This window comes from Hydrogenophaga taeniospiralis (assembly GCF_020510445.1).
In the GTDB taxonomy this organism is placed as follows: Bacteria; Pseudomonadota; Gammaproteobacteria; order Burkholderiales; family Burkholderiaceae_C; genus Hydrogenophaga.
The window spans coordinates 3,568,725-3,580,551 of sequence record NZ_JAHBAG010000001.1 but is presented as its reverse complement, the minus strand read 5'-3'; the positions used below and the strand labels follow the sequence as shown (position 1 = coordinate 3,580,551).

Sequence of the window (11,827 nt, the reverse complement as noted above, 5' to 3'; positions counted from 1 at the left end):
GGGGGACTCCGGTGGAGGTGAAGTTAGGGCAGGTAGTCCGAGACCTTGCCGGTGCGACCGAGCATCTGGTACTGACGTTCACGCTCGCGCGAGCGGGCGATACGTTCTTCGCTGTCCGCCATGCCCTGCAGCATCTGGATCTGGGAAGTTTCGTGCGCCAGCAGGGCGTTCTCCGCGCCGATGCGGGCCTGCAACTCCAGCACCGACTTCTGGTCCGGCGTGGCGTTGATCTGGGTCATCAGCGACTGAATCTGTTCCAGCCGTAGAGCGGCGGATTTCATCGCGTCCTGCAGCAGTCCCTTTTGCTGGTACGGCTGGGCCAGCGTGGCCTGGCAATCGGTGCGAGCGTCGCCGCTGCGGTCCAAACAGTTGTAGAGCATGCCCACGTCCCGCAGCACCTTGGCGGTGGCGTTGAGCCCGTCGTAGCCCGAGGTGTTGACCGCGTTGAGCAGGGTGTAGGCCTCAGTAGGGACGTAGTTCTTGAGCAGCGGGTTGTTGAAGATGTCGCCCAAGTTGCGGATGCCGTTGATGCTCTCAATCTGGGTCTGCAGCTGTCGGATCTGCTGGATCTGGTTGTTGATCTGGGTGAGGTCGTTGATCACCTGCTGGACCGCCTGGAACAGGTTGGCCACGTCGATCACGGGAATGCCGGTTGCGCGGGCGTGGGTGGCGCCGAGCGAGATCAACACGGCGGCGGCGACCTTGAGACGAAGTTGCTTCATGGTGTGCTCCTGGGTGGGTAGGCGATCAAGACCGGCCACGCAAGGCGGCCAGTCGGTATGCCGCAGACCTTGCGGCTCCGTAGCCCCTGCGGGCCATGTTTCCTGCGTAGCGGCCGGTCGCGGCGGCGGCACCCGCCACACCCGCGCCTGAACGAATGACGCCACCGGCTCCTGTGCCTGCGGCTGCCGAGCGGGCGGACGATGCCGAGCGCAGACCCGAAACCATCATGGCGTTCTGGATCATCTGCACGCCTTGCTGGATGGCGGCGCCTCCGGTCAGGGCCGAGGCCAGACTGGGCGCCTGGAAGCAGAGGATGGCCATGAGGATCATGAGCACGCAGTAGCGGGTGGCCTCGCCCAGCACATTGAAGGTGCTGCCCAGGAACCCACCACCGTCGTTGATGGCCTTGAACATGGCCGCTCCCATGTAGGCGCTTAGGCCTAGTGCGAAGAACGCAAACCAGGTGAGCACCACGGCATTGAGCACCATGGACAGCCAGCTGTCGAAGAAGCGGGCGGTCGGACGCCAGGCCAGGCACAGGATGAACAGCGGGCCGATGGCGATCACGAAGGTCAGGAACAGCTTGGCCAGCGTGACCACGAAGAGGGCGATGCAGAGAAAGAAGACGGTTCCGATCGAGAAGATCCCGCCGGCCAGCAGCAGGTCCAGCCGCAGCACGCTGGCTTCTTTCATGATGTCGGCCACCTGGGCGCTGGCGTCGTCGTTGAACTTGTCCAGCAGGGCGTAGGGTGAGCTGATGGTGCTGGGGTCCACGCCAGAAGGCAGAAAGGTGCTGGCCACGCCCATGGCCAGTGCGTTGGCGGTGTCGGCCACGTTGCTGATGTAAAAGCCGGACTGCAGCGCGAAGGCCAGCACGAGCCCGATCTTGAACACCTTCCAGACGAAGGTGGGCACGGTCTCCTGCACCTCGTTGCGCAGCACGGCCCAGCCGTAGAGGGCGACCCACACCGTCATCGCCGTCAGGGCAATCGGCGTGATGGCTGACATCAGTGACGACACCACGCCCAGCACGTAGGTGCTCAGGATGGCATCGAACTGCGAACCGACCCAGTTGAACATGGCGGTGCCTCCTACTGCACGGCGGGGAAAGGGAGGTTGGCCGGAGGCGGCGCAAAGACCTTGACGCACTTGCTGCCCAGATCGGGCAGCTGGCATTGCAGCCACTGGCTACCGGCCTTCACCACCCACAGGCGCGAGAGCTTGGTGCTGCCGTAACTGGAGGCTCGGCAGGTGCCTTCACGTGCATAGACCTCGGTGCACTCCATCAGGCCGGCGCGGGTCTCGACCATGTGCCAGGGGCCAGCGTGGCAGCCGGATGCAGCCATGCAGGGCTTGGTCTTGCGAATGGGGCCAGCGCTGGGAAGTGGCGCGGTTTCGACCTGTCGTTCACCACTGGGCGTGGTCTTGACCGCTTCATTGCCTTTGACGAACTGGGCATGGGCACCGCCGCTGGCCAAGGCGAGGGCCAGCAGGATGTGCAGGGGTTGAAACCGGTTCATGTCGCTCTCCTGGAATTGCGGGATTTGCGATCCTGAACCTCACGCAACAGCACTGGAAGCCACAGCAACGGATCGTTACCGTGTTGTTCGCGAACGGTGTCCAGCAGGACCACGTTGTCGGTGGTGGCCGAGAGCACCGTCACGTAGTCCTGCAAACCGCTCAGGTCCAGCTCGCAGATGGCACTGCTGTGTCCCTGCTTGACCAGGAAGCGACGGCCGCCCTGTGCGCCCAGGCTGCGCACGATGCCGAATTCCGCTTCGCTGAGCCCAAAGCCCTCCACGTACTCCTCACGCACGGCTTCCGGGTTGGCCAGGAAGATCTTGGTGACGCTCTGTTCCACCATCGTGCGGCCGATGGGGTGGCGCAGCACGTCCGATGGGCTCTGGGTGTCGAAGATGCCCAGTCCGTTCTGCTTGCGGATGGTCTTTTGCTTCTGTTTGGCAAAGTCGCTGAAGATCTCGTGGTCCAGTGCCTTCCAGAACTCGGATATCACGTAAATCAGCCGCTCGCCGTTGACCAGCTCTTCCATCACCTGCAGCAGGTACAGCATGACCGGCGTGCGGACTTCGGGCAGATCCAGAAACTCGGTGGTGTCGAAGGCAATGACCGACGCGCTGTCCAGGTTCAACAGCTGGTCATTGGCCTGATCGAACACCCAGCCCAGCGCGCCGCCCTCGCACCAGCGGCCCAGTCGTTCGTACAGGCTGTTGTCACCGGACTTCGGCAGGTTCTGGCGGATGGTGGAGAAGCGGCGCAGGGCGGTGGGCATCATCGCCACTGTGTTGACCGCGTTGGCAATGGCCCGCTCGTCCGACGGCAGCAAGGGCAGGGCAGGGGTGGCGATGCAGGTGCGCACCAGCTGTTCCCAGAACTGGATGCGGGCCGGAGTCGGGTCGCGCTGCAGCGGGTTCAGGTGTGTGGGCTTGCCCGCTTCGAGCGTGAAGTAGCGGCCGTTCATGGCCCGGATGGCAATCTCGCAACCCCGGTCCAGATCGAACAGCACCAGGCGGGGCGCCGGGCTCCACTTGCGGGTCAGCGTCAGCAGGAACATTTCCAGCGTCGTCTTGCCTACCCCGGTGGATCCAATGATGATCGTGTTGCCGGGCAGCTTCTTGTCCGCAGAGTCTTCACCGTCGGGGCTGCTGTGGAAGTTCAGGTAGAACGGCTGGCCGGAGGGTGTTCTCAGCAAGGCCAGCGCTTCGCCCCAAGGATTTCCGTCGCGTTTGCCTCTGGCGAAGTTGTGCCCGCTGGCCAGGGCCGCGAAGGCGCGAGAGGACAGCTTGGCGTCGCGCGGCCGCCATTGCCAGTTGCCCGGCATCTGGGCGAACCAGGCGGCATCGGCCACCAGGTCCACCGGCGACATCTGCAGGCTGGACGATTCGCCCACGGCGCCAATGGCCTGCGCCGCGCGCCGGCCGGCATCGGCCAGACTGTCCTCACCCGGGTTGCCGAACACGACCAGGCTGTAGTGGTACTCGCCCATGCAGAACTGGCCGTCGCCCAGCTCGTTCAAAGCCTCGTCCATGTTGGCGATCTGGCTGGCCACCACGTCGTCGCTGGCGATCAGCTGGTCACGCTGCAGCTCCAGCGCCCGGGTGGCCTCCCGGCGCGGCAGTATGGAGAAGCTCTGGGTTTCGATGAACTCGCTGTGTTCGTACAGCAAGGCGTTCAGGATGCCGGGCTCGACGGCGTCGGCGTATTCCTTAATGTCCACAAGTGCGGCGCAGCGGCGCTGGTCCCCATAGCGAAGTTCCAGCTTGTCGCCACCAAAGGACAGGCGGGTTGAGGGCAGGGTGCGATACAGCGGCCCAGCGGCCTGAGGTACCTGCTTCCAGTAGCCGTTGACCAGGTAGCCCAGAAACTCGGCCACTTCCGAATACCGGCGCCCACGCTGTTCCCGAACGCCCAGCAGTTGGGGGCCGAAGCCGCGCAGCACACGGTGCACGAACGCGGTCCGCTCCTCCATCACGCGCAGGGCATCCGCGTGGCTTTCCGCAATGGCTGCCTTGGAGCGATGAGGCGACTGCAACGCCCGGCTGACCCGGGAGATGTTGGGCCGGTAGACCAGCGTCAGGTAGAGCTCGTTGCTCATCATGGCCCGCTGGTTCAGGTGCGCCTGATAGGCCTGCGAGAGGTCTTTGGCAAAGCCTTCTCCAACCGGGTCGCTCAAAGCATCCTGAATCTTGCGGTGCAGGCGATGGGTCCAGATCGCCCACTGGCCACCCGACAGGTTGCGCAGCAGGCTGCACAGGGCTTCGTGCCGTTCGTTGATCAGGTGATCGTCGGCGCACTCAAAGGCCACGCCGTCGAGCCGCCACACCCGCAGGAAGTCACCGCCGCGTGTGATCACGTCGTGGTCGCTCAATAGCGATGACAAGGGCACGAAGCGCGAGAGCGGGTTCTCGACCAGGGCTTGCGACCAGTGCCGAGGCTGAGGCTGCCCCGGTGCAGGCCGGTGGCGCTTGCGGCCCGAAGCCTTGCCGAGGCGATCAAAGATGCCAGACATCGGACGCTCCCCGGTATAGGGTGGGTGAATAGCTGCGCGCGAGCCAGAACCGCCGGTTGCGGTCATTCCAACGCAGCTTTGCCGCAATGAAAATCTGCCGGAAGCGCTGATCGTCGCGAGAGGTCACCCAGCGCATCCAGAACAGCACGGGCACGAAGGACACCAGCACGCCGAGCGCAATCCAGCCACTCACAAGGATGCCGCCCCACATGATCAGCAGCATCCCGCTTCCGAACACCACAACCAGCGGCACCAGTGGGATGCCCAGCTTCATGGCCGGGCGCGTCGCGCCCTTGTAGATCGCTTCGGCTTGCATGGCTGCGTTCTCGTGGGCTTCAGCTGACGATGTAGCTGGCGAAGGCCGCCGCGCCGCCCACCAGCGTGCCGCCGATGAGCACATTGGCCACGTCGGCCAGGCGCGCGCCCTGGAAGATCATCTTGAAGCCGGCCCAGATGATCGCGATGGTCACCACCGCCACGGAAATCGTGACCAGGATGGCCTGCACGTTGGTGACCGTGGTGTTGACCTTGTCGAAACCCTGCGCCCACAACTGGGGCGAGAGCAGCAACAGCCACAGGGCGCGAGACGGGCGAGACAGGCGATGAAGGCAGTTCATGATGGCTCCTTGGACGACGGGGTGAATCAGGGGAAGGGAACGGCGTTTGCTGCGTAGACGACCTTTTGCACATAGCCGTGCCGAAAGCCGGTGGAGAAGTTGCCGCTGTAGTAGCAAGACAGGGCGTGGCGCAGGGCGTCCTGGCGGGTGGCCTTGGCTTGCGGCGACACAGCCCGGTCGAAGCACTCCGCCAGTACAGACTGCATGGCCGACAGGTTCCGGCAGGGATCGAATGCGCTTTGAGTGGTGAGGCCCAGCCGCTCAAAGTTGCCCACGTTGATCTGGCCCAGACCGACGCTGAAATTGCGTCCCTTGGCGATCAGATGCTGTGCGGTTGCCAGCGCTTCTGCCCGGCTATTGGGTTGCCGATGCAGAGCGCCACCGACGACGCCGATGGCCCAAGGATTGAAGGCGCTTTCCACCGAGATCAGCGCATGGGCTGTGGTCGGATGGACCTGGGGCGCGCAAGCCATGACAAGCGCAAGGAAGGTTGAGGCGTCCATGGTGCTGACCTCATGGGCGCGAACGCAGCCATTCCTCCTGTTCATCGTCGTACCGCGTATCCCAGGTGCCGAGCTGGGACTTGACCGCCGGACTGAAATCCGTCACTGTGTCGCCGCCCATGTCCCACCGGGAGCGTGTGAACTGCTTGCCGTCGATGGTGACCGTCACAACGCCGTTGTAGTCACACCTGTAGAGCTTGCCTCTCTCTGTCTCATGAACTCGCGTGTATTGGGGTGGGCAGTTGCCCAGTGCCCGTGCCCATTTGTGGGTGACTGAACTGCCTGCCCCGGAAATTCCGCAGCTTGGGAAGGCCTTGCCCCGAGCCAGATCGTGCAACACCTCCCGAATCGGCGGCACGCACTGCGGAGTGGACCTCCCGCTCGGAGCGGCGAAACAAAGCAGGGCCAGACAGCCGTCCGCTGCGTTTGGGGGGGCTGGCGCCTGCAGTGCAGTCGTGAGCAGAGCGATCGCCGTGGCGGACCCGTATGAGAGCAGGTGCCCCATTTGGTGCCGCGATTGCTTGGACTCAGTGGCTCCGTGCGCCGGACTGGTCCTTGACGAAAGAATGCCCATGACGAACCTCACTTATCTGGCACCACTTGGTGTTGGTTGTCGCTACCAACACACCGGGTGCTGTGGGGTCAATGTAGGTTTTGGATGGGGTATGTGTGATGCTGGATTTAGGCTGTTTTCCAGCATGTAGGGACTACTACTGAACTGAGGTTGAGCAGCAGCTTCCGACAGCCGATGCTGATAAGTGGTGGCTCCCTGATCATCACAAAGCAGCTGTCGGTTGCGTCGACCGGTGCGGCTCGCAAAATGGCGTGTGTGCGAGGTCTGTAGTTTGGGTATCGCCCAATTGAATCCGCTATCCAATGCGGACGTCGTCTTCGAACGCAACAAGAGGTCCACCCTCCACAGCCTTCGCCGATCGCGGCCTTGGTCCCAGCGTCGCTCATTTGAAGCTGCGGGGGGGTATAGGGCTAATGTGTGGCCGTCGGTTGCACTCCACGTTGCCGCATCGGCCAGCTTTTGCGCCGGCACTGAGTCCTGCACCGTGGTCTTGGAGGTCTTGCTCGACTGCAGACAGCTGAAGAAGTGCTCGATCTCCAGCTGCTAGTCGGTGTAACCCTGCAAGAAGAAAGTCTCAGGCTTGTCGGCCTGGATGCCGGTGGAGCCTGTCTCCGTTCTATAGGCCGACCATGTCGCTCCCGTCCTACAGTGCCTTTTTGAGTGCAAGGTAACAGCGCTTTGGGTCGCCGTAGGTTTCGGTCACGTCTACATCGCAGCACAGTTGTGGAGCCGCACGGCCAGCACATCGCGGCAAGCGCCGCTGTATTCGATGTGGCCCAGGTAGTCGCGCCGGCTCGACAGGATGAGCACGTGCCTCTAGCGGCGGCCTGGTTGTCGATGCCCTGCAAATTGGCTTGGCCACTGCGAGCTCGCATACCGGCGTCAGCGCCAGGGCAACGTGGCGCAGATCCGTGAGCTCAAGGCCGCTGGCTACAACGGTCCGTACAGCTTCGAGCCGTTTGCCACTGAAGTGCAGGAACTGGCCGACCCGCAGGCTGCCCTGACCGAGAGCATCGGCTGGATCGAGTAGCAGGTCGCCGCCTGACTGGGTTCGAAGGTCACAGACGCTTGTTTGCGTCTGTGACCTTCCGGGCTTCTAAAGCGTTTCAGACGTAGTCCACCCATGTCGCGCCCGCATCGGCCGAACGCACGCAGTTTTCGACCCAGCGCACGCCTTCGATGCCGGCTTCGATGCCGGGGTAGTGGACATCGATGGCTTCTCCCCGGTCGCTCGCCACCATGGCCTGTGCGTAGCGCACATACAGGTTGGACCAGGCTTCGAACAGACCCTCGGGGTGACCGCCGCCGATGCGGTCGTCCGCCAGGGCGTCTGGATGCAGATAGCCCATGCCGCGCTCCAGCACCTGCAGGGGCTTGCCCTGCACTTCGAACGTCATCTGGTTGGGGCGTTCGTCCCACCACTCGATACTGGCCTTGCTGCCGATCACGCGCACCTTCTGGCCGTGCATGGAACCCGCGTTGACCGCGCAGGACCACACATAGCCCACGGCGCCGGTGTCGTACTCCATGATCGTGAAGGCGTTGTCTTCCAGCGGCGCGCGGCTCTTCACGAAGCTCTGGCGCGAACACATCAGGCGCTTGATCTTCAGCTGCGGCAGCATCACTTCGCTAAGGTACAGCGGGTGCGTGCCGATGTCGCCCAGTACATAGCTGGGACCGGCCATCTTCGGGTCCACGCGCCACTTGGTCGCGGGGTTGGCGGCTTCCACCGCTTCGTTGTGGAAGCCGTGGGCGAACTGCATCTGCACGATGCGGATCTCGCCCAGTTCGCCGGCCGCGATCATCTCGCGCGCCTGCTCGACCAGCTGGTGGCCGGCGTAGCCGTAGGTCACGCCGACGATCTTCTTGTGGGCAGCGGCCAGCGCGCGCAGCTCCTCGGCCTCGGCCGTGGTGAAACACAGCGGCTTCTCGCACACCACGTGCAGGCCGGCTTCGAGCGCGGCTTTGCTGATGGCGAAGTGCGTGCCGTTGGGGGTGGCGATGGACACGGCTCGGATGCCGTCCGGGCGTTGGGCTTCGGCCGCGAACATCGCCTTGTAGTCTGCATAGCATCGCTCGGCGTCCACGCCGATGGCGGTACCGAAATCGCGGCCGCGCTGGGCGTCGATGTCGAAGGCGCCGGCCACCAGCTTGAACACGCCGTCGCGCAGCGCTGCCGAGCGGTGGATGTAGCCGATCTGGCTCTGGCGCCCGCCGCCGACCATGCCCCAGGGGATGGATGCAGGAACGAGGTTTTCTCCGTTGATCATGGTGTGTGTGCTCCGTGTGTGTTCAGTGAAATCCGACGCTTTTGAGAAAGTCGCGGCTGGCCTTGACGTCGTTCATGACCGAGCCCTTGTTGCGCGGATCGCGTTCCTGCTCGACCGTGATGTAGCCCTGGTAGCCGATGTCGGCCAGCGCCTGGCGGATACCGTCGTAGTCCAGAGAGCCCTGGCCGATCGGGCACATCACGCCCTCGGCGCAGGCTTCGAAGAAGCGGATGCGCTTGGCCAGCACCGCGTCGAACGCCGCGCGGTCAATGTCCTTGAAGTGCACATAGTCGATGCGGTGCGCGTACCTGCGCAGCCAGGTGGAGGGGTCCATGCCCGCGTAGTAGCTGTGGCCGGTGTCGATGCACAGGCCGGCCACCTCGTGCGGGATGTCGGCCATGATCTGGTCGATCTCGTCGGCGAACTCGATGTAGCCGCCCGCGTGCGGGTGGATCACGGTGCGGATGCCGTAGGTGTTCCACGACAGTTCGGCGATGGCGCGGATGTGGCCGACCATCGTCTGCCATTGTTCTGGCGACAGGCGCGGTGCCCGGTCGCTGTGGCCGGCGGCGTAGTCGCGTTCGTCGTGGCCCCAGTCCATCACCACCAGGTAGGGTGCGGCGAAGCGCTGGCCTTCTTCGGTGGGCAGTTGGGGCAACTGGCGGATCAGTGCGCAGATTTCATGCGTCTGGCGCAGCAGGTTGGGTCCGTTGGCTGGCGCCACCAGGTCATCGAAGATGGTGCCGGCGACGATGCGCAGACCGTTCTTGTCCAGCTCGGTCGACACGGTGGCAATGTCCAGCGGCATGTAGCCGTAGGGGCCGAGTTCGAGGCCCTGGTAGCCAGCCTGGCTGGCCTCGCTCAGCACACTGGTCCAGTGGGGCAGGTGCGGGTTCTTGACGTCGTCGACGCCCCAGCAGCAGGGCGCGCTCATGATGTGGATGCTCATGGTTTGGGTAGTGAAAATAGAAGAATGGAAAACGTGCTCAGCGCTGTGCGTACTGGTCGAGGAGGCGCTGCATCTCGGTGCGCATGAAGCGGCTGGACTCGTCGGCGCGGTCTTCCCAGGCGAACACGCAGGACGAGAGCACGCCGTCGAACTTCACTTCAGCCAGGGTGCCGAAGAAGACGTCCCAGTCGATCTCGCCCTGGCCCATGTCCAGGTGCTGGTGCACGCGGATCTGCGTGGAGCCCGGCGGGTTGACGATGTAGCGCAGCTGGCTGCTTTTCTTGTGGTTGAAGGTGTCGGCCACGCGCACGTGGGCCAGCACGGGCGCGGCCTCGCGGATCATGGCGGCCATGTCGTCGCCGTAATAGAAGGTGTGCGGCGCGATGTAGGACAGCTTCAGCGCCTTGGAGCCGATGTTCTTGACGATGTCGGCCGCCGGCTGCATCTGCTCGATCCAGTCTTCGGGGTGCGGCTCCACCGACAAGGTGAGGCCTTCGCGCTCGAAGATGGGCAGCAGCTCGTCCATGCTGCGGAACCACGCCGCTTCGCACATTTCTTTGGCGTTGGCGCCAGGGCGCTCGCCGACGGACCGCTCTGGTGACGAGCCGCGGCCAAACTCGGAAATCATCAGCTGGCAGTCCATCTCGACAGCCACTTCGATCGCCTTCTTCCAGCAGCGCATGGCCCAGGTTCGCTCGTCCTCGAACGGACTGGCCCAGCGGTACATGGGTTGCAGCGTGGCCAGGCCGACGCCGGCCGAACGCATCGCAGCCTTGAAGCCGGCCATGCGCTCCTTGGTCGCACGCGGCATGACCCACCAGTCCAGGAAGTCCGAGCGGGGCGAGAGTTCGATCTGGTCGTAGCCCAGCGCGGCCACCGCCGACGGCAGCTCGGTCAGCGGCAGGTGCCGGATCATGTACGGGTCGAGGGCAATCTTCATGGTGTGTCTCCTGTGGCTGTCCATTTATCATTGCCCTGATAGTCTGTTTGCCTTTTGCATGGGGCCTCGGCAGCATCAGGAGCAGGCGTGGATTGTTGATTTCACATAGGTGAAATGCAATGCAGAGGTCGATTCAGCTATCAGGCACATCACCGCTTCATTGAAGATCTGATAGAACTATCATGGGTAGAGACAAAAGCAGCGAACCGACCATGGCCGATGTGGCCCGTCAAGCCGGTGTGGGCGTGGCCACGGTGGACCGGGTCATCAACCGGCGTGCCCCGGTGCGCGAAGACACGGTGCTGCGCGTGCTGGCCGCGGCCGAAGCGCTGGGTTTTCGTCGCGCCGGTCTGATCCGCCGCCGAGCCGGCGAGCAGACGCGCGCACCCACGCTGGGTTTCGTGCTGCAGAGCGCGCGTTCGCCCTTCTACCGGACGCTGGGCGCCGCCCTGCAGGCCGCCGCGCAGGCCATGCCAGCGCCGTCGCCCAAGGTGGTGTTGTCCTACCTGGAAGACCTGACGCCACGCCGCGTGGCCCAGGGCATCGTCGAGTTGGGGCAGTCCTGTGACGCGGTCGCCGTGGTGGCCGCCGACCACCCGCAGATCTCCCAGGCGGTGGAGTCGGTGAGCGCGCAGGGCGTGCCGGTGTTTGCCCTGGTGTCGGACCTGACGGCGCCTTCGCTGGCGGGCTATGTGGGCGTGGACAACCGCAAGGTGGGCCACACCGCGGCCTGGACCATGGCCCGCCTGTGCCGTCCCGGCAAAGTGGGGCTGATCCTGGGCAGCCACCGCTACCTGTGCCAGGAGCAATGCGAGGTCAGCTTCCGTTCCTGGCTGCGCGAGAGCGCGCCGGCCTTTCAGGTGCTCGAATCGCTGGTCAGCCTCGAAGACGTGGGCCTGGCGCGGGCCACCACGCAGGAGTTGCTGCACCTGCACCCGGATCTGGTGGGCGTCTACGTCGCCGGGGGCGGGGTCGAAGGCGTGATCGAGGCGCTGCGAGAGGCGGCGCGGCCTGATCTGGTGGTGGTCTGCCACGACCTGACCGAGGTGACGCGGCAGGCCGTTCTCGACGGCTGTGTCACGCTGCTGCTGTCACACCCTTATGACTGGATGGCGGTGCGCCTGTGTGAGGCCATGGTGTCGGCGGTGCGCACACCGCCCGGTGGCACCAAACTTCAGGCGGCACTGCCGTTTGTGGTCTGCACGCCCGCCAACATGTGAGGGC

13 protein-coding genes are annotated in these 11,827 nt (G+C 64.3%); 2 read left to right on the top strand and 11 right to left on the bottom strand.

Translation table 11 applies throughout. From position 1 onward, the window contains the following. Positions 1-23 precede the first annotated feature (23 nt). Genes KIH07_RS17185 through KIH07_RS17150 form a run of 8 tightly spaced genes read right to left on the bottom strand, consistent with a single transcriptional unit; the run spans position 24 to position 6,039 of the window. Positions 24-722 (bottom strand): type IV secretion system protein, encoded by a 699-nt coding sequence (locus tag KIH07_RS17185; protein ID WP_226493133.1) that lies wholly within the window; start codon positions 720-722, stop codon positions 24-26. A 25-nt stretch (positions 723-747) separates the two neighbouring features. Continuing rightward, positions 748-1,803, bottom strand: coding sequence for a type IV secretion system protein (locus tag KIH07_RS17180; protein ID WP_226493132.1), 1,056 nt, complete (start codon positions 1,801-1,803; stop codon positions 748-750). 11 nt (positions 1,804-1,814) lie between these two features. Then, entirely contained in the window at positions 1,815-2,243 is a 429-nt protein-coding gene (locus tag KIH07_RS17175) for a hypothetical protein (protein ID WP_226493131.1), read from the bottom strand. Beyond that, the gene (locus KIH07_RS17170; protein ID WP_226493130.1) at positions 2,240-4,750 is read right to left on the bottom strand and encodes a VirB4 family type IV secretion/conjugal transfer ATPase; all 2,511 of its coding nucleotides are present in this window, start codon (positions 4,748-4,750) and stop codon (positions 2,240-2,242) included. Before KIH07_RS17170 ends, KIH07_RS17175 begins: the two co-directional genes overlap by 4 nt. Continuing rightward, complete coding sequence (locus KIH07_RS17165) at positions 4,734-5,066, bottom strand: type IV secretion system protein VirB3 (RefSeq protein ID WP_226493129.1); 333 nt, start codon at positions 5,064-5,066, stop codon at positions 4,734-4,736. Before KIH07_RS17165 ends, KIH07_RS17170 begins: the two co-directional genes overlap by 17 nt. Positions 5,067-5,085: 19 nt before the next feature. Beyond that, positions 5,086-5,367 carry a TrbC/VirB2 family protein gene (locus KIH07_RS17160; RefSeq protein WP_226493128.1) on the bottom strand — a complete coding sequence of 94 codons (282 nt, stop codon included), beginning with the start codon at positions 5,365-5,367 and terminating at the stop codon, positions 5,086-5,088. 26 nt (positions 5,368-5,393) lie between these two features. Further along, positions 5,394-5,870 (bottom strand): lytic transglycosylase domain-containing protein, encoded by a 477-nt coding sequence (locus tag KIH07_RS17155; protein ID WP_226493127.1) that lies wholly within the window; start codon positions 5,868-5,870, stop codon positions 5,394-5,396. 10 nt (positions 5,871-5,880) lie between these two features. After that, positions 5,881-6,039 carry a hypothetical protein gene (locus KIH07_RS17150; RefSeq protein ID WP_226493126.1) on the bottom strand — a complete coding sequence of 53 codons (159 nt, stop codon included), beginning with the start codon at positions 6,037-6,039 and terminating at the stop codon, positions 5,881-5,883. 1,303 nt (positions 6,040-7,342) lie between these two features. Here KIH07_RS17150 and KIH07_RS25400 point away from each other — a divergent pair. After that, positions 7,343-7,474: a hypothetical protein gene (locus KIH07_RS25400; protein ID WP_264181852.1), complete on the top strand. Its 132-nt coding sequence runs from the start codon at positions 7,343-7,345 to the stop codon at positions 7,472-7,474. Positions 7,475-7,550: 76 nt separating this feature from the next. On the opposite strand, the gene KIH07_RS17145 is transcribed toward KIH07_RS25400, so the two are convergent. The 3 genes from KIH07_RS17145 to KIH07_RS17135 are packed head-to-tail and all read right to left on the bottom strand — an operon-like array spanning position 7,551 to position 10,603. Beyond that, positions 7,551-8,714, bottom strand: coding sequence for a Gfo/Idh/MocA family protein (locus KIH07_RS17145; RefSeq protein WP_226493125.1), 1,164 nt, complete (start codon positions 8,712-8,714; stop codon positions 7,551-7,553). Between the two features lie 22 nt (positions 8,715-8,736). Continuing rightward, positions 8,737-9,663 carry a TIM barrel protein gene (locus KIH07_RS17140; protein WP_226493124.1) on the bottom strand — a complete coding sequence of 309 codons (927 nt, stop codon included), beginning with the start codon at positions 9,661-9,663 and terminating at the stop codon, positions 8,737-8,739. Positions 9,664-9,700: 37 nt separating this feature from the next. After that, on the bottom strand, positions 9,701-10,603 hold the full coding sequence (locus KIH07_RS17135; protein WP_226493123.1) for a sugar phosphate isomerase/epimerase family protein: 903 nt from the start codon (positions 10,601-10,603) through the stop codon (positions 9,701-9,703). Between the two features lie 182 nt (positions 10,604-10,785). Between KIH07_RS17135 and KIH07_RS17130 the strand changes: the two genes are divergently transcribed. Beyond that, positions 10,786-11,823 (top strand): LacI family DNA-binding transcriptional regulator, encoded by a 1,038-nt coding sequence (locus KIH07_RS17130; protein WP_226493122.1) that lies wholly within the window; start codon positions 10,786-10,788, stop codon positions 11,821-11,823. Positions 11,824-11,827 lie beyond the last annotated feature (4 nt).

Coding starts and splice junctions, on each gene's coding strand:
- KIH07_RS17160 (WP_226493128.1), bottom strand. CDS start 5,367: ATGAACTGCCTTCATCGCCTGTCTCGCCCGTCTCGCGCCCTGTGGCTG.
- KIH07_RS17180 (WP_226493132.1), bottom strand. CDS start 1,803: ATGTTCAACTGGGTCGGTTCGCAGTTCGATGCCATCCTGAGCACCTAC.
- KIH07_RS17165 (WP_226493129.1), bottom strand. CDS start 5,066: ATGCAAGCCGAAGCGATCTACAAGGGCGCGACGCGCCCGGCCATGAAG.
- KIH07_RS17185 (WP_226493133.1), bottom strand. CDS start 722: ATGAAGCAACTTCGTCTCAAGGTCGCCGCCGCCGTGTTGATCTCGCTC.
- KIH07_RS17175 (WP_226493131.1), bottom strand. CDS start 2,243: ATGAACCGGTTTCAACCCCTGCACATCCTGCTGGCCCTCGCCTTGGCC.
- KIH07_RS17145 (WP_226493125.1), bottom strand. CDS start 8,714: ATGATCAACGGAGAAAACCTCGTTCCTGCATCCATCCCCTGGGGCATG.
- KIH07_RS17170 (WP_226493130.1), bottom strand. CDS start 4,750: ATGTCTGGCATCTTTGATCGCCTCGGCAAGGCTTCGGGCCGCAAGCGC.
- KIH07_RS17140 (WP_226493124.1), bottom strand. CDS start 9,663: ATGAGCATCCACATCATGAGCGCGCCCTGCTGCTGGGGCGTCGACGAC.
- KIH07_RS17135 (WP_226493123.1), bottom strand. CDS start 10,603: ATGAAGATTGCCCTCGACCCGTACATGATCCGGCACCTGCCGCTGACC.
- KIH07_RS17155 (WP_226493127.1), bottom strand. CDS start 5,870: ATGGACGCCTCAACCTTCCTTGCGCTTGTCATGGCTTGCGCGCCCCAG.
- KIH07_RS17130 (WP_226493122.1), top strand. CDS start 10,786: ATGGGTAGAGACAAAAGCAGCGAACCGACCATGGCCGATGTGGCCCGT.